This is a genomic window from Ancylobacter pratisalsi, from assembly GCF_010669125.1.
Classification (GTDB): domain Bacteria; phylum Pseudomonadota; class Alphaproteobacteria; order Rhizobiales; family Xanthobacteraceae; genus Ancylobacter; species Ancylobacter pratisalsi.
The window spans coordinates 2,590,848-2,612,998 of record NZ_CP048630.1 but is presented as its reverse complement, the minus strand read 5'-3'; the positions used below and the strand labels follow the sequence as shown (position 1 = coordinate 2,612,998).

The 22,151-nt window shown below is 67.3% G+C and carries 22 protein-coding genes; 9 read left to right on the top strand and 13 right to left on the bottom strand.

Annotation, left to right across the window (positions count from 1 at the left end):
• Nucleotides 1-3 precede the first annotated feature (3 nt).
• Nucleotides 4-1,947 (bottom strand): 1-deoxy-D-xylulose-5-phosphate synthase, encoded by a 1,944-nt coding sequence (dxs, locus tag G3A50_RS12260; RefSeq protein WP_163075536.1) that lies wholly within the window; start codon nt 1,945-1,947, stop codon nt 4-6.
• A gap of 227 nt (nt 1,948-2,174) precedes the next feature.
• Between dxs and G3A50_RS12255 the strand changes: the two genes are divergently transcribed.
• From G3A50_RS12255 to G3A50_RS12245, 3 genes are read left to right on the top strand one after another with little or no spacing between them, the layout of a single operon-like run.
• Nucleotides 2,175-3,458, top strand: a complete 1,284-nt coding sequence (locus G3A50_RS12255; protein ID WP_246251641.1) for an alpha/beta hydrolase family protein — start codon at nt 2,175-2,177, stop codon at nt 3,456-3,458.
• Nucleotides 3,455-4,042, top strand: coding sequence for a protein-S-isoprenylcysteine O-methyltransferase (locus G3A50_RS12250; protein ID WP_163075535.1), 588 nt, complete (start codon nt 3,455-3,457; stop codon nt 4,040-4,042). Before G3A50_RS12255 ends, G3A50_RS12250 begins: the two co-directional genes overlap by 4 nt.
• A gap of 39 nt (nt 4,043-4,081) precedes the next feature.
• A complete protein-coding gene (locus G3A50_RS12245) occupies nt 4,082-4,333 on the top strand; it encodes a DUF1272 domain-containing protein (protein WP_163077597.1) in 252 nt (83 codons plus the stop codon).
• Between the two features lie 6 nt (nt 4,334-4,339).
• On the opposite strand, the gene G3A50_RS12240 is transcribed toward G3A50_RS12245, so the two are convergent.
• The 3 genes from G3A50_RS12240 to G3A50_RS12230 all read right to left on the bottom strand — a co-directional run bounded on the left by G3A50_RS12240 (nt 4,340) and on the right by G3A50_RS12230 (nt 6,042).
• Complete coding sequence (locus tag G3A50_RS12240; RefSeq protein ID WP_163075534.1) at nt 4,340-4,789, bottom strand: DUF1284 domain-containing protein; 450 nt, start codon at nt 4,787-4,789, stop codon at nt 4,340-4,342.
• A gap of 9 nt (nt 4,790-4,798) precedes the next feature.
• Nucleotides 4,799-5,044: an exodeoxyribonuclease VII small subunit gene (locus G3A50_RS12235; protein WP_163075533.1), complete on the bottom strand. Its 246-nt coding sequence runs from the start codon at nt 5,042-5,044 to the stop codon at nt 4,799-4,801.
• A 68-nt stretch (nt 5,045-5,112) separates the two neighbouring features.
• A complete protein-coding gene (locus G3A50_RS12230; RefSeq protein ID WP_163075532.1) occupies nt 5,113-6,042 on the bottom strand; it encodes a histone deacetylase family protein in 930 nt (309 codons plus the stop codon).
• A gap of 183 nt (nt 6,043-6,225) precedes the next feature.
• On the opposite strand from G3A50_RS12230, the gene G3A50_RS12225 reads away from it, so the two are divergent.
• Together G3A50_RS12225 and G3A50_RS12220 are read left to right on the top strand one after the other, a co-directional pair.
• Nucleotides 6,226-7,233, top strand: coding sequence for an L-threonylcarbamoyladenylate synthase (locus tag G3A50_RS12225; RefSeq protein ID WP_163075531.1), 1,008 nt, complete (start codon nt 6,226-6,228; stop codon nt 7,231-7,233).
• 162 nt (nt 7,234-7,395) lie between these two features.
• Entirely contained in the window at nt 7,396-8,706 is a 1,311-nt protein-coding gene (locus G3A50_RS12220; protein WP_210255137.1) for a cell wall hydrolase, read from the top strand.
• 423 nt (nt 8,707-9,129) lie between these two features.
• Here G3A50_RS12220 and G3A50_RS12215 read toward each other — a convergent pair whose 3' ends face one another.
• The 6 genes from G3A50_RS12215 to G3A50_RS12190 form a co-directional block, all read right to left on the bottom strand.
• On the bottom strand, nt 9,130-9,612 hold the full coding sequence (locus G3A50_RS12215; protein ID WP_163075530.1) for a F0F1 ATP synthase subunit B family protein: 483 nt from the start codon (nt 9,610-9,612) through the stop codon (nt 9,130-9,132).
• 10 nt (nt 9,613-9,622) lie between these two features.
• Nucleotides 9,623-10,237, bottom strand: a complete 615-nt coding sequence (locus tag G3A50_RS12210; RefSeq protein WP_163075529.1) for a F0F1 ATP synthase subunit B — start codon at nt 10,235-10,237, stop codon at nt 9,623-9,625.
• A gap of 81 nt (nt 10,238-10,318) precedes the next feature.
• Nucleotides 10,319-10,546: a F0F1 ATP synthase subunit C gene (locus G3A50_RS12205; protein WP_013169186.1), complete on the bottom strand. Its 228-nt coding sequence runs from the start codon at nt 10,544-10,546 to the stop codon at nt 10,319-10,321.
• 65 nt (nt 10,547-10,611) lie between these two features.
• Nucleotides 10,612-11,361 carry a F0F1 ATP synthase subunit A gene (locus tag G3A50_RS12200; RefSeq protein ID WP_210255311.1) on the bottom strand — a complete coding sequence of 250 codons (750 nt, stop codon included), beginning with the start codon at nt 11,359-11,361 and terminating at the stop codon, nt 10,612-10,614.
• Nucleotides 11,362-11,480: 119 nt separating this feature from the next.
• Nucleotides 11,481-11,849 (bottom strand): AtpZ/AtpI family protein, encoded by a 369-nt coding sequence (locus G3A50_RS12195; RefSeq protein WP_163075527.1) that lies wholly within the window; start codon nt 11,847-11,849, stop codon nt 11,481-11,483.
• Nucleotides 11,850-12,111: 262 nt separating this feature from the next.
• Nucleotides 12,112-15,564: a chromosome segregation SMC family protein gene (locus G3A50_RS12190; RefSeq protein ID WP_163075526.1), complete on the bottom strand. Its 3,453-nt coding sequence runs from the start codon at nt 15,562-15,564 to the stop codon at nt 12,112-12,114.
• Between the two features lie 266 nt (nt 15,565-15,830).
• Between G3A50_RS12190 and G3A50_RS12185 the strand changes: the two genes are divergently transcribed.
• The 3 genes from G3A50_RS12185 to G3A50_RS12175 all read left to right on the top strand — a co-directional run bounded on the left by G3A50_RS12185 (nt 15,831) and on the right by G3A50_RS12175 (nt 18,271).
• Nucleotides 15,831-16,382: an Lrp/AsnC family transcriptional regulator gene (locus G3A50_RS12185; RefSeq protein ID WP_163075525.1), complete on the top strand. Its 552-nt coding sequence runs from the start codon at nt 15,831-15,833 to the stop codon at nt 16,380-16,382.
• A 144-nt stretch (nt 16,383-16,526) separates the two neighbouring features.
• Nucleotides 16,527-17,498: a DMT family transporter gene (locus G3A50_RS12180; RefSeq protein ID WP_163075524.1), complete on the top strand. Its 972-nt coding sequence runs from the start codon at nt 16,527-16,529 to the stop codon at nt 17,496-17,498.
• 122 nt (nt 17,499-17,620) lie between these two features.
• On the top strand, nt 17,621-18,271 hold the full coding sequence (locus G3A50_RS12175) for a methyltransferase family protein (protein ID WP_163075523.1): 651 nt from the start codon (nt 17,621-17,623) through the stop codon (nt 18,269-18,271).
• A gap of 3 nt (nt 18,272-18,274) precedes the next feature.
• Here G3A50_RS12175 and G3A50_RS12170 read toward each other — a convergent pair whose 3' ends face one another.
• Nucleotides 18,275-19,342, bottom strand: coding sequence for an FUSC family protein (locus G3A50_RS12170; protein WP_163075522.1), 1,068 nt, complete (start codon nt 19,340-19,342; stop codon nt 18,275-18,277).
• 164 nt (nt 19,343-19,506) lie between these two features.
• On the opposite strand from G3A50_RS12170, the gene G3A50_RS12165 reads away from it, so the two are divergent.
• Entirely contained in the window at nt 19,507-20,685 is a 1,179-nt protein-coding gene (locus tag G3A50_RS12165; protein WP_163075521.1) for a site-specific DNA-methyltransferase, read from the top strand.
• A gap of 98 nt (nt 20,686-20,783) precedes the next feature.
• Here the strand turns inward: G3A50_RS12165 and G3A50_RS12160 are convergent, their stop codons facing one another.
• Together G3A50_RS12160 and mutY are read right to left on the bottom strand one after the other, a co-directional pair.
• On the bottom strand, nt 20,784-20,972 hold the full coding sequence (locus tag G3A50_RS12160; protein WP_163075520.1) for a CsbD family protein: 189 nt from the start codon (nt 20,970-20,972) through the stop codon (nt 20,784-20,786).
• Nucleotides 20,973-21,056: 84 nt separating this feature from the next.
• A complete protein-coding gene (mutY, locus tag G3A50_RS12155) occupies nt 21,057-22,151 on the bottom strand; it encodes an A/G-specific adenine glycosylase (protein ID WP_163075519.1) in 1,095 nt (364 codons plus the stop codon).

Here is a 22,151-nt window from a genome sequence, read left to right as displayed (position 1 = left end):
GGCTCAGCCGCGCACAAGCGCGTAGGCCGCCGCGTCCTCGCCACGTCCCAGCGCACCAAAGACCCCGCGCACGATACCGCCGGCATCGAGGCCCGCATCATGAAGCTGGGCCGCGGGAGTGTCGTGCTCGATGAAGCGGTCCGGCAGGTGAAGCGTCCGCACCTTGAGGCCGCGATCAAGCGCCCCCGCTTCGGCCAGCAAGGAGAGCACATGCGCGCCAAAGCCACCCAAGGCGCCCTCCTCGACGGTCACGAGCACCTCGTGCTCGCGCGCCAGCCGCAGGATGAGGTCACGGTCCAGCGGCTTGGCGAAGCGCGCATCCGCAACCGTGGTCGACAGGCCGAAGCCGGCGAGTTGCTCAGCCGCGTCAAGGCACGGCGCGAGCCGCGTGCCAAGCGACAGCAACGCGACCTTGGACCCTTCGCGAACGATCCGCCCGCGCCCGATCTCAAGCGGTGTGCCGCGCACCGGGCGCTCCACGCCGACACCCTCGCCCCGCGGATAGCGGAAGGCGATCGGGCCCTCGTCATAGGCGGAGGCGGTCGCCACCATGTGCATGAGCTCCGCCTCGTCGGCGGGAGCCATCACCACCATGCCCGGCAGGCAGGCCAGCATCGGCACGTCGAAGGCCCCGACATGCGTCGCCCCATCCGCCCCCACGAGCCCGGCACGGTCGATGGCGAAGCGCACCGGCAGGCGCTGGATGGCAACGTCATGGACGATCTGGTCGTAGGCGCGCTGCAGGAAGGTGGAGTAGATGGCGCAGAACGGCTTGTAGCCCTCGGTCGCCAGCCCCGCCGCGAAGGTGACCGCGTGCTGCTCGGCGATGCCGACATCGAACGAGCGTTCCGGGAAGGCGCGGGCGAACAGATCAAGCCCGGTGCCCGCCGGCATAGCGGCATTGATGGCGACGATCTTGTCGTCGTGCCGCGCTTCCTCGATCAGGCTCTCGGCGAAGACGCTGGTGTAGGTCGGCGCGTTGGAGACCGCCTTCTTCTGCGTGCCGGTGGCGACGTCGAAGCGCTGGACACCGTGATACTTGTCGGCGGATTCTTCGGCCGGCGGGTAGCCCTTGCCCTTCTGGGTGACGACGTGAACCAGTATGGGCCCGGTCTCGGTGTCGCGCACGTTACGCAGCACGGGCAGCAGGTGATCGAGATTATGCCCATCGATCGGCCCGACATAGTAGAAGCCGAGTTCCTCGAACAGCGTGCCCCCGGTCCAGAACCCGCGAGCAAACTCCTCAGCGCGTGCCGCCTGACGGCCGAAGAACTTCGGCAGGTTTCCCGCGAGCTGCTTGGCGGTCTCACGCAGGGAGCGATAGGTCCGTCCGGAAATGAGGCGGGCGAGATAGGCCGACATCGCGCCCACGGGCGGGGCGATCGACATGTCGTTGTCGTTGAGAATCACGATCAGGCGCGAATCCATCGCCCCGGCATTGTTCATCGCCTCATAGGCCATGCCGGCGGACATCGCCCCGTCGCCGATCACGCACACCACATTGCGCCGCTTCGCCTCGGGGTCGCGCGCGGCATCAAGGTCGCGCGCCACCGCCATGCCAAGACCGGCGGAAATCGAGGTCGAGGAATGACCGGCACCGAAAGGATCGAATTCGCTCTCGGCGCGATTGGTGAAGCCGGAGAGGCCTTCTCCCATCCGCAGCGTGCGGATGCGCTCGCGGCGTCCCGTGAGGATCTTGTGCGGATAGCACTGATGTCCGACATCCCAGATCAGCCGGTCATACGGCGTGTCGAACACGTGATGCAGCGCGACGGTCAATTCCACCACGCCGAGCCCGGCACCGAGGTGCCCTCCGGTCACGGAGACGGCATCGATGGTCTCCTCGCGCAGCTCCGCGGCGAGCTCGACCAACCTCTCATCGGACAGTCGACGCAGGTCGGCGGGTTCACGGATCGCGTCGAGCAGCGGGGTGGTGGGACGGGTCAATTACGTCTCCGGTCACGTCACGTCGGTCTTCAGGCAAATACGGTGCCGTGGACGAAATTCAATCGCATACACAAACGTCCCTCGCGGCGCAACGCGCGCCCACCCTGCCGGCCCCCGGTGCAGGCCACGGAAACCGTTGGCAAGCGCGGCACATGAGAATGTGGAGACCGGAGTTCAGGCACGCACAATTGTTGGCCTCTCGTGCCCGCATTGTTTAGAACCGCCGCATGATGGACGTGCGCCCCGACGACGCCGAGACAGCGGAGCAGGACGTGGCAACCGGCGGCGATGGCGGTCGGCGCCTCGTGATGTTCCTGCCCGGTCACGACCCGACCGACATGGACTACCATCATGACCGGTTTGCCTATCAGGCCGGCCGCTTCGCCGCGCTGTGGCATGCGCAGGTGGAGGTTTCCCCGCGTCTCGATGACGAGACCGACCCGGCGGCGCGTTGGGAGGTATCCACGCGCGGACCCAATTGGCACATGCGGACCGACTACCGCATCCTGCGCTGGGACGACATCATTGTGGCCTTGGACAAGCGCGCCGATCCGCGCCGGCTCATAGGCGGCTTCAGGGGCCTCTGGGAGGTTCTCATAAGCGGCACGGCACGGCGCTACATCAAGGCGAGCCCGCGCTACTGGTTTTTCTTCGCCTTTCCCTTCGCCATCGTCGCGCTCTTTGCGGTGGCGGGTGTCCTCGGGGGTTGGCTCGCCTTCGCCCTTGCCGGTTCGGTGCTGGCGGCACCGCTGCCGCTCCTCATGGCGGTTGTTGTGGGTATCGGCGTGTTCTTTGCCCTGTTCCACCGGCCGGGACGTGACTGGCGCCTGCATCAGGCGCTGGACGACTGGGATCTTGCCCATCACTACCTGCACGACCGTACGCCACAGGTTGATGAGCGGATGAAGCGCTTCGCCGACCTGCTGGTCGACGTCATGCGTTCAGGTGCGCACGACGAAGTCCTGCTGGTGGGCCACAGCCTCGGCGCCACGCTGATGCTGGACGTGATCAACCGGGCGCTCGACCAGGAGCCCGCCCTTGCAACGCTGGGGCCGCGGCTGCGCCTGCTCACCTGCGGCGCGACCATTCCCAAGCTCGCGCTTCATCCCAAGGGCCACAAGGTGCGCGCCGCCGCGCGCCGGGTGGCGACGACGGAGGGCCTCGGCTGGGTCGAGTATCAGGCCCGCCACGACGCCATCAATTTCTACAAATTCCATCCCGTCACGCTGGCCCGCGCCGATTTCGACCCGGTCGCGACCGTCCAGCCCCTGCTGCGCAATGCCAATATCAAGCAGATGCTGACGCCGGAGAAACTGCGCCGGCTGCGCTGGCAGATCATGCGGATTCACTACCAGTTCCTGCTGGCCAATGAGCGACCCGCCTCCTACGACTACTTCATGTTCGCCCTCGGCCCGGTGCCGTTCGCCGAGCTCGCGTCCCGTATGGAAGGGCCTGTCGGCCTGTTCTCGGACAAGGGCGCCCTTCTCGCTTCAATGATGGACACTCCATGAATCTCCTTGTCGCCGCCAAGATCATCTGGGCCATCGGCGTGATCGGCTGGTACGTCATCCGCCTGCCGTTTGAACGCAAGGTGAAGCGCGAGCGCGTGGTCGACGCCCGCCACCGTGTGCGCGAGCTCATCCTGCTGTCGTGCTCGACCCTCGGCCTTGGCATCATCCCGCTGCTCTGGGCGACATCGAAGCTGTTCGATCGCTACAACTACCCCTATTCGCCCGTGCAGCTGGCGCTGGGTACGCTGCTGTTCGCAGCGGCGCTCTGGCTGTTCCGGCGCACCCACCAGGATCTCGGCAAGAACTGGTCCGTGACGCTGGAAATCAAGGACACCCACAAGCTCATCACCGAAGGCGTCTACCGCTATGTGCGGCACCCGATGTACTCGGCCTTCTTCCTCTGGGCGCTGGCGCAGGTCGTGCTCGTGCCGAACCTCATCGCCGGCCCGTCCGGCCTCATCGGCTTTGGTATCCTCTATGCCTTCCGCATCGGCCGGGAAGAAGCGATGATGCTCGACACGTTCGGGGAGGAGTACCGTGTCTACAGTGCCCGCACCGCCCGCCTCGTGCCGGGCATCTACTGACGCCGGGCCGCGTCATCCCGCAGGACAGGAAAAAGCATGATGCTGGAGCTGAAGCCGAACTGTGAGTGCTGCGATCGCGACCTGCCGCCTGATACGCGGGCGGCGATGATCTGCACCTTTGAGTGCACCTTCTGCAGCGACTGCGCGACGGACAGGCTTGGCGGCATCTGCCCCAACTGCAGCGGCGAGCTGGTGCGTCGCCCCATCCGCCCGCCCGGCGCGCTGGCGCGGCACCCCGCATCGACGAATCGTGTGTTCAACCCCGACTGCCTCAGCGAACAAGCGGGCTGAACGCCTTCAGTTGCCGATCAGGCGCACACCGGCATAGCCGTTCGCCGCCACCTCCGTGCACAGCTGCGACCACTGGCACCGCACGCAGGCCGCCCGGATCGAGCCATCCGCGAACGCCTCGCGCAGCCTGGCGACACGCTCCCGGTCAAGCAGCAGACGTGCGCCGACGCCGATCCGCGTGCCAAGTGCGGCTTCCACGGCGGCGAGCGCTTCCGTATCGCGCGCGGCAATGCGCGGCTTCAGGCAGTGGTGGCCGCCTTCCAGCATGGGCGCACAGATATCGTCCGGCCCTTCCACCAGCACGGCCTCCGCTCCCGCATTCAGCCGGGCGACAACCCGCTCATAGTGAGCGACGAAGGCAGGCGTGTAGCCCTTGCCGACAAAGGTCAGCAGGCACAGCAGATGATGCGCGCGAAGACGCACAGTCTCGGGACTGCACAGGCTCCGCTCGCTCATCGGACCGCGCTATTCCCCGTCAAGCGGCTGCGTACCGGCGGGGCGGCCGTCTGCACCAAGGGTGATCTTTTCCACCCGTGCCTCGGCGTCCTTGAGCAGGGCGTCGCAACGCGCCTTCAGGGCCTCACCCCGCGCATAGAGGGTGATCGATTCCTCCAGCGGGACATTGCCGCTCTCAAGCTTGGCGACAATGGACTCCAGTTCGGCCAGTGCCTTTTCGAAGCTCAGCCCGTTCACGTCCGCCAGATCGCTCATCGCTGTCTCCCGCTGCGAGTCGCGCCGTTATACAGGCTCGCGCCCACCAACTCGACCCCACCGCGCCCTCAGCCGCGCATCAACGCGGTCACATGCGCCGAAGCCGAACGCGCCAGCCCTTCCAGGTCGTAGCCACCCTCCAGGACCGAGACGATCTTGCCGCCGCAATGCTTGTCCGCGACATCCATCAGCTTCTTGGTCACCCACGCGAAATCGTCCTCGAGCAGATTGAGGTTCGCGAGCGGATCGCGGGTATGTGCATCGAAGCCGGCGGAGATGATGATCAGCTCCGGCCCGAACGCATTCAGCCGTGGCAGGATGCGGCTCTCGAAGGCGGCACGGAAATTCTCGCCATCATCACCCGAGTTCAAAGGCGCATTGACGATGTTGTCCGAGGTCCCGCGCTCGCCCACGGCTCCCGTGCCTGGGAACAGCGGCATCTGATGGGTCGAGGCGTACATCACGCTCGGGTCGGACCAGAAGATCTCCTGCGTGCCATTGCCGTGGTGGACATCGAAATCGACGATGGCCACGCGCCCCACGCCATGCACCTTCTGGGCGTGGCGTGCGGCGATGGCGACATTGTTGAACAGGCAGAAGCCCATCGGGGTGCGCGTCTCGGCGTGGTGGCCGGGCGGGCGCATGGAAACGAACGCATTCCTCACCTTGCCTGACAGCACTTCGTCGACACCGAGGACCGCGCCGCCGACCCCGCGCCAGATCGCCTCGCCGGTACCGGGTGACATCACCGTATCGCCATCGATCCGCACCAACCCTTCGGTCGGCATGGCCGCTTCCAGAGCCTCGACGAAATCTTCCGGATGCACGCGAATGATGTCCGCGCGCGCGCCCAGCGGCGCCTGCTCGCGGGCGAGGTTGGCGAACTTCTCGTCCTCGAACACGCGATTGAGCACCCGCACGCGATCCGGCCGTTCCGGATGTCCCGACGGCGTGAGGTGGTCGAGGCAGGCGTCGTGCTGGATGAGAAGGGTGGTCATGGCGTTCCCGGATTGCTGTTCGTGTCGTTATGATCTTGATGGCAATATCTAAGTTATGGTGGACGATATGCCAGCCCCGTCCACGCGACCAGCGCGGTCGGACGGCTTTTTAAACACGCACCGCGGTTGACCCCGTCGGCGCGACCTCCTATTCGACCTCGCCCTGTCGCGGAGAGCAATAGCGTGAGCGCGCCCTTTGAGCCGCGAAACACCCGTCTTGTGCCGGCCGACACCGCCGGCATCGCGGAAGCCGCGCGCCTCATCGCAGCGGGAGGCCTTGTCGCGCTGCCGACCGAAACCGTCTACGGCCTTGGCTGCGACGCCACCAGCCCCACAGCCGTGGCCAACCTTTACAATGCCAAGGGTCGCCCCTCGTTCAATCCCCTCATCGCCCATGTGCCGGACATTGCCGCCGCCCGGCAGGTCGGCCATCTGACCTCTTCGGCCGAGACGCTCGCCGAGCGGTTCTGGCCCGGCCCGCTCACGCTGGTGGTCCCCGCCTATGACGGGCCGACATGCGCGCTGGCACGCGCGGGGCTCGCCAGTGTTGCCATCCGCGTGCCGGCCCATGAGATCGCCAGGCAGGTTCTGCGCATGGTGGGACGCGCCGTCGCCGCGCCCAGCGCGAACCGTTCCGGCCATGTGTCACCGACCACCGCGCCACATGTCCTCGCCGACCTCGAGGGTCGCATCGATCTCATTCTCGACGCCGGCCCGACCCTCGTCGGCGTGGAATCGACCATTCTCGACTGCACCGGCGAAACGCCGGTGATGCTGCGGCCCGGCGGCCTGCCGCGCGAGGAGATAGAGGCCGCCCTGCGGCAATCCATCCAAAGCCCTTCCCCGAAAGCGCCAGAAGAACCGGGCGCCGAGATTGCCCCGCTGGCGCCGGGCATGCTCGCCTCGCATTACGCCCCCTCCGTGCCGGTGCGTCTCAACGCGCGGGACGTGCGTCCAGGCGAGGCGCTCCTCACCTTCGCCGGCGCCCACCCGCCCGGTTTCGAGGCAGCGCGGGCGTACCGGGACCTCAGCCCTTCCGGCGAGCTTGTCGAGGCGGCCGCGCATCTCTTTGCCTATCTGCGCGATCTCGACGCCAGCGGCGCGCGCGCGATCGCGGTCGTCCCCCTCCCCCGCCATGGGCTGGGCGAGGCCATTGCCGACAGGCTGAGCCGCGCAGCAGCGCCGCGTTGACGCCGCAACTTTTCCAGAAATGACCATCATCGCGCCCAGCGCGGCCGGCATTAACCCGCTCGCAAGGTTAATAAGCGACAACCATGAAGTCATGCACGCGAGGTCTTGCCTGTCGCCGGCGAGCCACGCGGTGGCGCGGTTCTGTTGTTGCGTAGGCGTCGAATGCACATATCCGAACGGGTCAGAAGCTACGGGATCAGGATAGCGCTGCTTGCGGCCATGGTGGGCGGCGGCAGCGTCACCATCGGCCCGCAGGACATCACCGGTCTTCTGGCCCGCCAGCCCGGCGTTGCCGAGCGCGTGCGCCTTTCGGTGCTCTCTGGCTCGCTGCACACGTTGAAGGCCGCCACCTTCGCCTGGCCCTCACACTCGTCACTGCTTGCCAGCTCCGCCATTCCCGAAGCGCCACACGCCGTGCCGCTCGCCATTGAGATCAATCGCTCGGACAAGACAGACCGTCTCGCCCTCGCCCCGCAGCCCGGCCCCGCAGCCCTCGGCGAAGACCCGCTCGCCCCCGACCCGCTCGCCGGCGTGGCGACCCCGTCAACCCTTGTCAGCGCCGGCACCGGCACCATGGCAGGCGCCACGACAGGGACAGGGACGGGCACGGGCACGGGAACCGGCACTCCTGCCAACATTCGTGCGGGTATCGGCACGGACCCTTACGAGGTCGACGAGGACATTGCCGACCTACCGAGCGCCGCGACGCGCGCGACAGAGGGCGTCTACTCGGTATCGGCCGGCGACCCGACCGGCGATCCCACCCAGCTCGAAGATGCCGGCACGCCGGCAATTGCGCTCGGCCCCGATGAACCGGATACCGGCCCGGACGAGGGCGACACACTGGCAGATGGCCAGGACCAGTTGCCGCTATACCGGCAGTCGGCCTTCATCTTCGGCTATGACAGCATCGCCCTGCCGCCGCAGCCCTTCCTGCACGCCGAGGGCGCTCCCGATACCGACGGCGGCACGTCGACAGCCGAAAAGTCCGACGGCGCATCCCCCGACACACGCATTGTCGAAGGACCGACGCCCGCCGAGCGCCTTGGCCTTTCGGGAAAACGCCTCGCCCGATCGGTCAAATGCCTTGCGGAAGCGGTCTATTTCGAGAGCCGCGGCGAACCGCGCCGGGGCCAGGTTGCCGTGGCGCAGGTCGTGATGAACCGGGTCTTCTCCGGCTATTATCCCGCCGACGTGTGCCGTGCGGTTTATCAGAACGCCAATCGCAAACTCGGCTGCCAGTTCACCTTCGCCTGCGACAACGTCAAGGACGTGATCACCGAGCCAGAGATGTGGAAGCAGGCCAAGGAAATCGCCAGCGACATGCTGGACGGGCGCGTGTGGGATGAGAAAGTCGGCCGGGCCACCCACTATCATGCCCGCTCGGTCCGCCCGAACTGGATCCGAGAGATGCGCAAGCTCGACCGTATTGGCGAGCACACCTTCTACCGGCCGCGGCGCTGGTCGAGCTGATCTCCGCGGCCACCATCATGCCGCGCTGATGGACCCGAGGTGAGAAGCCCCGCAGCCATCCGGCAAACGTCATGAACCGGGATCATCTGCCGGGACAGCCGGCCGGGAATGCGCGCCAGATTCGGCGAACAGATGATGAGGCCTTTCCGCAGATGACGACTCCCTGACCGTCCCGGCGGCCACGGACCCGGCTCGATCGAAGGCCCGCCTGCGCCCGCGCGCCTCGATCATGGAACGTCCCGCTCGGGACCCAAGCGCGCCCCTCGGGGCCGGGCGCTAATCTGTGCCACACGCATCACCGCAGCGGTGCGGCTGGCCTCTCCCGTCCGCCGCTCGAGTTCACCCCCGTCACCGCGCCCGGCGCACAAAAAGAAAACGCCCGGCGCGGCGACCGGGCGTTCAAATTCTTGCGTGTCGAGCCGTTCAGTTCAGCTTCGACTTGACCTCGGAGACGGCCTCGTCGAGCAGCTTGTCGGCGGTCTGGCCCACCACATTCGCAGCGAGCAGGGTTTCGGCGGCCTTTACCGCGGCATCCGCAGCAGCGGCCCGAACGTCGGCCAGCGCCTGCGCCTCCGCCTGCGCGATCTTCTGCTCAGCCATCTTGGTACGGCGCGTGACCAGGTCGTCGAGCTTGGTCTTGGCTTCGATCGCGAGACGCTCGGCCTCCGCCTTGGCGGTGGTGATGATCGCCTCGGCCTCGGCCTCGGCCTCGCGCTGGCGGCGCGTGTACTCGGCGACCAGCTTCTGCGCCTCTTCCTTGAGGCGGCGGGCTTCTTCCAGCTCGGCGCGAATGCGCTCGCCGCGCCCGTCGAGCGCGCGCGTGATGCTGGAAAAGGCGCCGGCCTTGATCACGATCGCCATGAAGATGACGAAGGCGATGGCTACCCAGAGTTCAGCTGTACCCATACCCGCGCCCTCAGTTCTTGATGGCTTGATCGACAGCCGCCTCGACCGCCTGGGGAGCGGGCGTGGAGCCGATCAGCTCACCGACAATGGCGCCAGCGGCGTCCACGGCAATGCCACGTACATTGGTCATTGCCGCGGTCTTGGTGGCGAGGATCTTCTCCTCGGCCGTTGCCAGCTTGGCGGCGAGTTCGGCCTCCAGCGACTTGCGGCTCGCCTCGGATTCCGCCGAAAGCGTGTCGCGTGTCTCGGTGGCGATGCCATGGGCCTTGTTGCGGGCACTGGCGAGCGCCTGCTCATAAGCCTCGGCCGCCGCCTCGCTCTCCGCCTTCATCTTGCCCGCCTCCTCGAGATCGTCGGCGACACGGTCGTGACGTTCCTCAAGAATATTGGCGATGCGCGGCAGCGCGATGCGGCTCATCAACAGGTAAAGCGCGCCAAAGGCGATCGCCAGCCAGATGAGCTGCGAGGGGAAAGTGTGCGCGTCGAAGGGCGGGAAGCCCCCGGCATGCGCCTCTCCAGCCGGCACCTCGAACTCGACGCCGGCATGGGTCGGCGTAGCGTGCGCGGCAGGTGCGTCCGCCTGGGCGATGACGAAAATACCGGCCGGACCCTGGGTCTCGGACATGGTTCAGGCTTCCTCGGTCAGTAGAACGACAGCTCGACGCGACGGGCAGGCCGCAGCGCGACCCGCCCGCGACGTTAGGCGTCAGACCACGAACAGCAGAACCAGCGCGACGACGAGCGCGAAGATGCCGAGACCTTCCGCGAGCGCCGCACCGATGAACGCGCGGGCGAACTGGCCGTCGGCGGCCGACGGGTTGCGCAGGGCGCCCGAGAGGAAGTTGCCGAAGATGTTACCCACGCCGATAGCGGCAAGGCCCATGCCGAGACAAGCGAGACCGGCGCCGAGGAACTTGGCGGCAATCGGATCCATGGTCTTCTCCTATTGAATTTCGCTGATTGATTTGAAGGCTGGATGAGTGTCCCGCGACGCGCCGATCAGTGACCGGGATGCAGCGCGTCGTTGAGATAGATGCAGGTCAGCACCGCGAAGACATAAGCCTGCAGCGCGGCGACCAGGAATTCGAGAGCCGTCAGCGCCACGACCATGATGAGCGGGAGCGCCCCACCCAGCAGGCCGAAGAGGCCGGAGGCGCTCATCATGACGATGAAGCCCGCGAACACCTTCATCGCGATGTGCCCGGCCAGCATGTTGGCGAACAGACGCAGCGACAGGCTGATGGGGCGCGAGAGGAAGGAAATCACCTCGATCACGACCATGAAGGGCAGCAGGAAGGCCGGGACACCCGAGGGAACGAACAGGTGCAGGAAATGCGTTCCGTGCCGCACGAAGCCGTAAATGATCACGGTGAGGATCACGATCAGCGCCAGTGCGGCGGTCACGATCAGATGGCTGGTCACGGTGAAGGTGTAGGGGATCATGCCGACGAAGTTCGCGACCAGCACGAACATGAACAGCGAGAACACCAACGGGAAGAACTTCATCCCCTCGTTGCCGGCGGTCGAGCGCACCATGGAGGCGACGAACTCGTAGGACATCTCCGCCATCGACTGAATCCGGCCGGGCACAAGAGTACGGCCGCGCGTGGCGAAGGTCAGGAAAAAGAAGATCAGCGCCACGATGCCGAACATGAACGCGGCAGAATTCGTGAAGGCGAGCTGAACACCGCCGGGTGCCCCCAGGTCCACGATCTTGTGGATCTGGAACTGGTGGATCGGATCGATCACGCTTCCGCTGGCCATCGCCGGTCGCTGCCCTCAAACGCGGCACCTTCCGGCGCCGGCCCCGTATCTGACGCCAGCCCGCAGGCGGCATCGTTAAAATCAACTGCTCGTCACGCCCCGCCCTAGGACGGCGTTTTCCGGCCGGTCTCGCCGGCGGCGCGCATCATGTTCATAATGCTCGCCCCAAAGCCGAGCAGCAGGAACACGATAAATCCCCAGGGCGTCGTCCCGAGAAGACGGTCGAAACCCCAGCCAAGGCCAGCGCCAACCAGAACCCCGGCAACGAACTCGGCTCCCAACCGGAAAGCCAACGCCATACCCGCCGAGGTCGATGTCCTGTCCGCAACGGAGGACACCTCGTCCATCTTGCGCTCGGCACGAACCTTCTTCAGTTCGGCGCCAAGCCCCTCGAGTCTGCCCGAAAGCTCGGCGTCGGAAATTTCCGGCGTGCCCGAACCCTTCTGGCCGTCCGTTTTATTCCGGTCGTCCATAACCTGCGCTCGAACTCAGCCGGAGGATGATTTTCCGCCCCCGAAACCGCGCGCACCATAGTGATCGCCCAAAGGGGTGTCAAGGACGTGAATTCACGTTTTAACCCTTTGAAAAATATGTGCAAATTAGGCGGGTGGACACCCTGTCGCAGCCCTTCCGGAGCCACTCTCGCACCAAGGGAAGCTGACAACCGTGTTTTTGGCATGCCAGAGAACGCCGAGGAATACGCCGAACGCCCCATAGGCGAGCACGGCCCACCGTTCAGCTCGCCTCGCGCCACGTTTCAGCGGTGGCGAGATCGACGGAAACCAGCTTCGACACCCCGCGTTCGGCCATGGTGACACCGAAAAGACGGTTCATCCGGCTCATCGTGATCGGATTGTGGGTGATGGTGACGAATCGGGTCTCCGTCAGCCGCCGCATTTCGTCGAGCAGGTTGCAGAAGCGCTCCACATTGGCGTCGTCGAGCGGGGCGTCGACCTCGTCGAGCACGCAGATCGGCGCCGGATTGGTGAGGAAGACGGCGAAGATCAAGGCCATGGCGGTCAGCGCCTGCTCGCCACCCGACAGCAGCGACAGCGACTGCGGCTTCTTGCCGGGCGGCTTGGCGATGATGTCGAGCCCCGCTTCCAGCGGATCGTCGGAATCCGTCAGCACCAGCCGCGCCTCACCGCCGCCGAAAAGCGTGCCGAAAAGCTGCTGGAAGTGGCCGTCGACCACGGTGAAACTCGCCTGCAGCCGCTCGCGGGCCTCGCGATTGAGCCCGAGAATGCCCTGCCGCAGCCGCTTGATCGCCTCGGTCAGGTCCTCGCGCTCGGCCACAAGTCCCTGCTGCTGGGTCTCCACCTCGGAAAACTCTTCCTCGGCGCGCAGATTCACGGCGCCGAGCCGCTCGCGCTCGCGCTTGAGCCGCTCCAGTTCCGCCTCGACCGTGTCCATGGTCGGCAGCTCCGAATCGGGTTCGAAGCCGGCAATCTCGCGCGCATTCTCGGGCGTGCCGTCGAGCATGTCGGCAACCTCGCGCATCAGGTCGTCGCGACGCTGACGCAGAGCCTCCACGCGGGCCTCGCCCCGGGCACCCGCCTCCCGCGCGGCGGCGAGCGAATCGAGCGCGGCCCGTGCCATACGATCGGCTTCCTGCTGCCCAGCCTCGGCCCGGGCAAGGGCGTCGGCGGCCTCATTGCGGGCGATTTCGGCCTTGGCCGTTTCATTCAGAAGCGCCCGGCGCCGGCCGGCGAAGAGGTTGGGAGCATCGTCGAGTTCGGCGCGTTCATTGGCCGCCTCGGCAAGCCGGGCTTCCAGCGCCGCGACGCGCTCGCCGGTGCCCGAGGCGCGCGACTGCCACGACGCCTGCTCCGTGGTGATGGCGGCGAGACGGCGCGCGCGCTGCTCGCGCTCGCGCATCACGCCGTCGGCCCGCGCCCGCGCCTCCGCCAGCGCCGCGCGGTCCTGCGCCACCCCGGCGCGTGCTTCGGCAAGCAGGGCCTCGCTTTCCACGGGCGGGGAAAGCGCGTCGACGCTCTCGCGGGCTCCCTCCAGCGCGATAGCTGCGTCGTCGCGCTCGCCCTCGACACGGGCGAGACTGGCGACGAGGGCGGCGAGCCGGGCCGCCTCATCGGCCGCCGCACGCTCGGCGCGCACCAGTTCCTCGCGGGCGGTCTCCATCGCCCGCAGAGCGGCGCGACGGGCCTCGCGTGAGGCGTTCTCGCGAACACCGGCGGCGCGCAGCGCGGCCTCGGCTGCTTCAAGCGCGGCCTTGTGCGTGGCCACCACGGCCCGCGCTTCGACCAGCTCCGCCTCGATATCGGCGAGACGATTGCGCTCAGCCAGCCGCCGCGCGGCGGCGGTCGGTGCGTCGGCCGCCGCGTCCAGGCCGTCCCAGCGCCAGATATCGCCTTCCCGCGACACAAGACGCTGGCCCGGCCTCAGGCCTGGGGCGAGCCGCGCCCCGTCCGCGCGTTCCACCACGCCGATCTGGGCAAGACGACGCGCCAGCGCGGCCGGCGCCTCGACATGGAGCGACAGCGGCTCGACCCCTTCGGGCAATGCCGGGTCACCTTCACCCGCGCGCAGCGACCAGTGCACCGGAGCTTCCGCGGCATCGGGCGCATCAAGATCGTCCCCGAGCGCGGCGCCGAGCGCCGCCTCGAAGCCGCGGGCGACGCGAATCGAATCCAGTACCGGCGGCCACCGCTTGCCGGCGCCGACATCCAGCAGCTTGGCAAGCGTGCGCGCTTCCGTATCCAGCCGCTGGGCCGTGCGTTCGGCCTCGGCGAGCGGACGGCGGGCGGCATCGAGCGCGGCGCGCGCCTGCGCATGGGCGGCCTCGGCCTCCTGCGCCGCACCTTCGGCGGCGGCGAAGCTCTCCTGCGCAAGGTCGGCCGCCTCGCGGCGCTCGTCCAGACGATGGGCACCGCCGCCCGCTTCCAGTGCGCGCCGCTGGGCGGCGAGCTGCTCGCTCTCGCGGCCCAGCCGGGCAAGACGCTCGGCGGCCTCGCGCACCGCGCGCTCAAGCGCGCCGCGCCGGGCGGCGCCTTCGGCATGGGCCGCCGTGGCATCGGCGAAGGCGCGCTCCGAATCCGCCAGCCGCGCGGCGGCCTCCTCGCGCGCGGCCACCGCCTCCTGCGCCATCTCCTCGGCCCCGGCCTGAGCTTCCTCAAGCTCCATGGCTTCTTCGACGAGGCGCATCAGCATGTCCTCGGCGTCGGCGGCGAGCGAACGCTCGCGCTCCACGTCGCCACCCAGCTGGACAAGCCGGCGGTCCAGTTCCTCGCGCCGGGCGCTGGCGCGGGCCTCGTCGCGGTCGAGTTCACCGCGCGCCAGCGTCAGACGCTGAAGTGTGGCCGCCGCCGCGGCATCCGCCTCGCGGAGCGCGGGAATGCCGTGCGCAGCGATCGCCGCCTGACGCGCCGCCTCGCCCTGCGCGAGCGTGCAGGCCGCGATCTCGCGCTGGGCAAGATCGAAGGCCTGTCCGGCCTCACCGAGGGCACCCGTCGCCTCCAGCCAACGCAGCCACAGCAACGCCGCCTCGTTGCGACGGATATCGGTGGACACCGCGCGGTAGCGCGAAGCCTGCCGGGACTGGCGGCGCAGCGCATCCATCTGGCTGGTGATCTGGCCGATCACGTCCTCGAGCCGGGTGAGATTGGTCTCAGCGGCGCGCAACCGCATTTCCGCCTCATGGCGGCGCGCATGCAGGCCCGCCACCCCCGCCGCCTCTTCGAGAAGGCGCCGCCGGGCCGAGGGCTTGGCCCCGACGATCTCGCCGATCTGCCCCTGCCGGACCATGGAAGGCGAGCGCGAACCGGATGAGGCATCGGCGAACAGGAGCTGAACGTCCCGCGCGCGCACTTCCCGCCCGTTGACGCGGTAGGCGGAGCCCGACTCGCGCTCGATGCGGCGGGAGATTTCCAACGTATCGGTATCGTTGAAGATCGCGGGGGCGGAACGGTCGAGATTGTCGACCACCAGCATCACCTCGGCGGTGTTGCGCGCCGGGCGGGTGGTGGTGCCGCCGAAGATGACGTCGTCCATCCCCTCGGCGCGCATCGCCTTGTAGGAACTCTCGCCCATCACCCAGCGCAGCGCCTCGACAAGATTCGACTTGCCGCAGCCATTCGGCCCCACCACGCCGGTGAGGCCGGGCTCGATGAGCATGTCGGTCGGCTCGACGAATGTCTTGAAGCCGGTAAGGCGCAGACGGGTGAATTTCATGCCCCAAGCGTGAAGCCACGCAACCACAAGTTCAAGTGGCAGAAGCACCCCGATCCACGAGATGTTGGGGATTTCGCAGGAAGGAGGGGCGGAAAACCACGGGAGGTCGCCGCCCGCTCCCGCCCCGCCGGCCACCCAAGGCGGGAGAGCGGCGCCATCAGGACAGCCCTGCTGTCCAAAAGCCCAATTGCCAGCCAGCACCACCTGCCCACATTCTACGTGGAGACGACCGATCCTGCCGATATTTCTGGAACTGGAGGCAGAACATGCGCCCGCCTTCGCTCGACATGTTCGATTTGCGTATCCTTCGCGAACTTCAGGAAGATGGCCGGCTGACCAATGCCGAGCTTTCCGATCGGATCGGCCTTTCTCCCTCGCCCTGCCTGCGGCGCACACGGCGACTGGAAGAGGAGGGCCTGATCGCGCGCTATCAGGCCCGGCTCGACGCCAACCGGCTCGGCCTAGGCGTGCTTGCCTTCATCCAGGTCCATCTGGAACGGCAGGTCGAGGAAGCGGCCAACGACTTCGAAGCCGCCGTGATGGCGTTGCCGCAGGTCATCGCCTGCTACAGCGCCACCGGCGACAGCGACTATCTGCTTCAGGTCGTGTGCGAGGATCTCGACGGCTTCGCACGCTTCGCCCATGACATTCTGATGGGCCTACCGGGCGTGCGCGGGGTGCGCTCCTCGCTGGCGCTGAAGCGGGTAAAGGAGAGCGGACGCCTGCCGCTCGACCATCTGCACCCCGTCCCCGTCGCCCCGGATACGATTGCCGAAAAACAAGGCAACGAAACGACAGGCCCAAAAAAGCGCCCTTGAGCGGCAGAATCTGCCGCTCGCGCCCCTGAGCGCCGCCAACAACGCAAGGACATGCCGGACTAGGTCAACTACACTGACCTATATCAGCGGGTGCGGGGAGATCCTCTCCTTCCGCATTCCCCCGGAACTCCTTGGAGGCGCGTCATGGCATTCGTCGCAGACACGTTGACTCCGCTGGTTTCGCGTACCACCGGCAGCGCCCGCGCCGGTCTTGCCGGTTCCCCCGCCACGCTGGCCGCGCTGGCCCTATCGGGCGCCGCGCTGCTCTGGTCCGGCAATTTTTTCGCGGGCCATGTCGCGGCGGGCATCATCTCGCCGGCGGTCCTTTCCGCCGTGCGCTGGGCGCTGGCCCTGGCGATGCTGCTTCCCTTCACCTGGCGGGAGCTTTCGCAGAAGCGCGGCGAGCTTACCCGGCTATGGCCGTTATGGATGGCCTCGGGCGTGCTGAACATCGCGGTCTTCACCGTGCTCATCTACACCGGCCTCGCCCGCACGACGCTGGTCAACGGGTCGATTATCGGCTCGGCGGCGCCGATCGTCGTGGGCGTACTGGGTTGGCTGATCCTGGGCGAGCGCACCAGCGCCCGCGCCCGTCTCGCCCTCGCCCTTTCCACGGCCGGCGTCGCGCTCATCGTGCTGCGCGGCGATATCGGCAATCTTGTCGGCTTTGATCTGCGCGGCGGGGATCTCATGCTGTTCCTCGGCATCTCGGCCTTCGCGCTTTACGCCGTCGTGCTGAAGCGCTTCCCCTCTTCGCTCTCGGCGGCCGCAGCGCTGACCGCGAGCATTCCTTTCGGCCTGCTGGCACTGGCGCCGTTCGCGGCCTGGGAAGTCGCGCAGCAGGGCCTCGATGCCAATGCCACATCAGGCACCGCGCTGATGCTGGTGCTGTATGTGGCGAGCCTGCCGACGCTCGGCTTCGTGCTGTGGGCGCGCGGCGTCGCGGTGTTGGGCCCCACCCGGTCGGGCCAGTTCCTCCAGCTCATGCCGGTCTTCGGCGCGGCGCTGGCGGTGGGGCTGATCGGGGAAACGCTGCACCTGTATCACGCACTGGGTTTTGCGCTGGTGCTGTCCGGTCTTGCCCTGCGCGACCGCCGTCTGGCCTCGGCCCATTGACGTCGGTTCTTTACAGAAACGACACAAACGGAGAGATAGTGTCATCTGGCGCCTGAAAAAGGCCACGAGCGGCAGCCTTTAAGGGGGCGCTCTCCCCCCGCTGGCTCCGCTGAAAGATCCGGATGAACACTAAATTGCCCCCACACAACACCCCCAGCCTGGACATTGCCGCCGTCCAGACCTCGCGCAAGCTTGTGCTTTATGTCCTCGGAGCAGCGGCGGTCGGGGTGCTGCTCTTTGGCAGTTCTCTCTGGTCCGACGAGGGTGACGGCAATCTCCACGAGATGATCGAGACCGCGGGCTTTGGATTGATTCTTGTCGCGATTATCGGGCGGACGTGGTGTTCGCTCTATATTGCGGGACGCAAGAAGGCGACGATCGTCGATGTCGGCCCCTATTCGGTGGTCCGCAATCCGCTCTACGTCTTCTCGTTCATCGGTGCCGCCGGTGCAGGCGCGCAGTTCGGCAGCTTCTCGGCGGCCATCGCCGCGGCCCTCATCACCGTGCTGGTGTTCGCAGTCGTCGTGCGCAAGGAAGAACGCTTCCTGGGAGAGAAGTTCGGCGAGCCCTACTTCACCTACAAGGCGCGGGTGCCGCGTTTCGTGCCGAATTTCGGCTTGTGGAAGAACGTCGACTCGCTGGATATCCGTCCCCAGCTCGTGGTGCGCACCTTCATTGATGCCTGCGTCTTCCTGGCGGCCATCCCTCTCGCCGAGGGCATCGAGATGGCGCAGAATCAGGGCATCCTGCCGATCCTGTGGATGGTGCCCTAAGGCTCAGCTCCCGCTTCGCCGCCCTTCTCCGAGCCTGTGTCGTCTGAGCAGGAACTGGCCAAGCCGATCCAGTGCCAGCGCCACGCCAGCGAAGCCGCACCCGACAGCGACATCGACGAAGCGCTCGAAAATATCGTGCGAGGCCCCGGTGACGCCGCCGGCAATGAATTCCAGCAGCAGCATGATGAAGGCTGTGAGCGCCGCCGCGCCCAATGCGCCATTGAGCTGCTGCGCCGGCCAGCGGATAAGCGCCGCCAGCGCCATGCCGGCCAGCAGCGCGGAATGAAACGGCAGCGCATAGCCGTAAACCAGCGCCACCCCGATGCCGAGCATCGTACCAAGCAGCATCTGGCCCATCTCCCGGCGGCTGGAGAGCGCATCGGCCCGAAGCACGATAACGACCACGATCAGCGTCCAGTAGGGCCGGTGCAGGCCCAGAGACAGGCTGGTCAGGAGAGCAAGCGGCACGGCGATGGCAACCGCGGCCGCGAACACCCAGCGTTCGCGTTCCGTCGCCCTCAGCCGTGAAACAACCATCGCCAGCGATGGCGCGGTCGAGGGACGACGGGTTCCGGTGACCAGGTCCCAGGCGATCGAGACCCCCCACGCATAAATCGCGTACGCCACCACGACGCCGGCCTCGCGCGCATCCAGTGGCGCAAACAGCGCGCCGATCGCGAGGGTGAGGCACAGGAAGCGGGCCGCGACGGCGGCGCTCGGATCAAGACTTTCCACCAGCGCATACAAGGCGCCCGCGCCGGCAACGGCCACCAGCATCAGCCCCACATGACCCGCCGCGAGCGTTCCCACGCCGGTTCCCACGATCACCACCAGCCCGGCCACGGCCATCAGGGTGAAGCGATGCGGAGGCGATCCGCCGGTATCGAGAGCGAAGGCCAGGATCGAGGTGACGATGGCGTAGATCAGCCACGTATCGACCCCGACCAGCAGTCCCCCGGCAATGGGCGCCATCACCGTCAGCGCGAATCGGATGGAGCGCGCGGCCAGCCCGTCGCCATGCCAGAACGGTAGTTCGGCAGGGGATGGCGGAAGAGAATCGCGCCCTGCCAAAGACTGCGGAGGAGTCCCGGCAACAGGCGTTTTTACCGCCGGCGGCGGCGATGCATCGACCAAGTCGCGATCCTTACCCGATACCTTTACCCGGTCTTTACCCTGACCGACGGAGATTGTGGATACGAATTCCGTAGCGTCCTGTAAGCGTCGGGTAGCCTTTGATGAAGCTGGTGGTGCGTAATGGGGAGGCCCGCAGGGCGTCCCGTCCCGGAGCCTCGCGCTCCTCCGGCCTCAATGGCGGCCTTCCCCTTGATTCGATTCTTCAGGGTGACTGCATCGCCGAGCTGTCGCGGCTGCCCGCGCACTCGGTTGATCTGGTCTTCGCCGACCCGCCCTATAATCTGCAGCTTCAGGGCGAATTGAAGCGCCCTGATGACAGCCGCGTCGACGCTGTCGACGACGCGTGGGACAAGTTCGAGAGCTTCCAGGCCTATGACGCCTTCACCCGCGCCTGGCTTCTCGCCGTCCGCCGCGTGCTGAAGCCCACCGGCACGCTCTGGGTGATCGGCTCCTATCACAACATCTTCCGCGTCGGCGCGATGCTGCAGGATCTGGACTTCTGGATCCTCAACGACATCGTCTGGCGCAAGACCAACCCGATGCCGAACTTCCGCGGGCGCCGCTTCACCAACGCCCACGAGACCCTGATCTGGGCGGCGCGGGACCCCGGCGGCAAGGGCTACACTTTCAATTACGAGGCGATGAAGGCCGCCAATGAGGACGTGCAGATGCGCTCCGACTGGCTGTTCCCGATCTGCTCGGGTCATGAGCGGCTGAAGGACGATGACGGCCACAAGGTTCATCCGACCCAGAAGCCCGAGGCGCTCATCGCCCGCATCCTGCTCGCCTCCTCCAAGCCCGGCGATGTCGTGCTGGACCCCTTCCTCGGTTCGGGGACCACGGCAGCCGTTGCCAAGCGGCTCGGCCGGCACTTTGTCGGCATCGAGCGTGACAGCACCTATGCGGAGGCCGCGCGCGCGCGCATCGACGCCGTCCAGCCGCTGCCGGATGCGGCGCTCGCGAGCGCGCCCAGCGCCCGTGAGGCACCGCGCATCGCCTTCGCTTCGCTGATCGAACGCGGGTTGATCGCACCGGGCACGATGCTCACGGACGCCAAGTCCCGTTACCGGGCGCTGGTACGCGCCGACGGCACCTTGTCGCTGGAAACCGCGCCGGGGCTCGGCACGGTTGGCTCGATCCATCGCGCCGGCGCCCTCGCCCAGGGTCTTGACGCCTGCAATGGCTGGACCTTCTGGCATCTGGAGACCGGTGAGGGTCTGCGCCCGATCGATTCGCTGCGCGCGGTGGTGCGCTCGGAAATGGCGATGGCGGCGGAGTAATCCGCCCAACGGGCCGGCGCCACCGCGCGGCGCCCGGTCCGACAAGGAGAGACCGCCTGGCGGCGGCCTCTCCCTCGTGTCGGGCCCGTGGCCGGGGCTCAGTGATCGACGGCCTTCTTGACCGCGTCCTTGGCCTTGCCCACGGCCTTCTGGCCTTCGCCTTTGAGTTCCTGCACCTTGCCTTCGGCCTGGAGCTTCTTCGAGCCTGTGGCCTTGCCGGCCGCCTGCTTGAGGTTGCCGACCGCCTCGTTGGCGTGACCCTTGGCCTTATCCATCGTGCTGCCCATGATCGTCATCTCCTGACATCCCGCCTATGCGGGTCGGGCAGACAACGCGCGAAGGTCGTGCGGGTTCACTGCGGCCGGCACGAATTAATCGATATACTCCAATACCTTGACCATCACGCTCGGGAACGCCTCGGCCTCGAATTGTGCCGGCCGGACCCAGCGATGGCCAGCTGGCGCCGCCATTTTCGCGGGCAAACGCGCCCGCCAGATTCCAAGCTCCAGGGCAAAATGGCTGAACGCATGGGTGACGGTGGCGTTGAGCGCCTTCCAGTCCGCCTGAAGCGGGGCGTGCGCCGCCACATGGCCCGGTCCATCAACCTCCCAGGGCGTGGAAGGCACTTCGCTCATACCCCCCAGCAGCCCCTTCTCGGGGCGTGAGCGCACCAGCACGGCGCCATCGGCACGCAGGGCGAGGAAGGCGATGCCGCGCCGCGTCGGCCGCGCCGCCTTGGCGGTCTTCACCGGATAGCGCTCCGGCGCGCCGTCCGCGCGGGCGGCACAGCTCTCACGCCACGGGCACAGCGCGCAGGCGGGCTTGCGCGGCGTGCACAGGGTGGCGCCGAGGTCCATCATCGCCTGCGCAAAGTCCCCGAAGCGTGCGTCGGGCAGCAATGTCAGGGCCAGCGCCCTGAGCTTTGCCCTGGCCTTCGGAAGCGCCTCTTCGACGGCGAACAGGCGGGCGACCACCCGTTCCCAATTGCCATCGACCGGCGCGGCCCGGCGATCAAACGCGATGGAGGCGATCGCCGCCGCCGTATAGGGGCCGATGCCCGGCAGCGCGCGCAGGGCCGCTTCCTCCGCCGGGAAACGCCCGTCATGGCGTTCCACCACCGCGCGGGCGCAGGCGTGCAGGTTCCGGGCGCGGGCATAATAGCCGAGCCCCGCCCACCGCGAGAGCACCTCCTCAAGCCGCGCGCGCGCCAGCGCTGCCACGTCCGGCCAGCGGGCGAGGAAGTCCGCGTAATAGGGCGCGACCGTCACCACCGTGGTCTGCTGCAGCATGATCTCGGAGAGGAACACATGGTAGGGGTCCGCCGTTTGACCCGGCTCCGCCCGCCAGGGGAGCCGGCGGCGATGCCGGTCATACCAGTCGAGCAGGGCCTGCGGGTCGTGCGAGGCGGCTGCCGGCACCGGGACGGCGTGGGTCGGATGGCGGGCTGGATTGGCGGCGGCGACCAT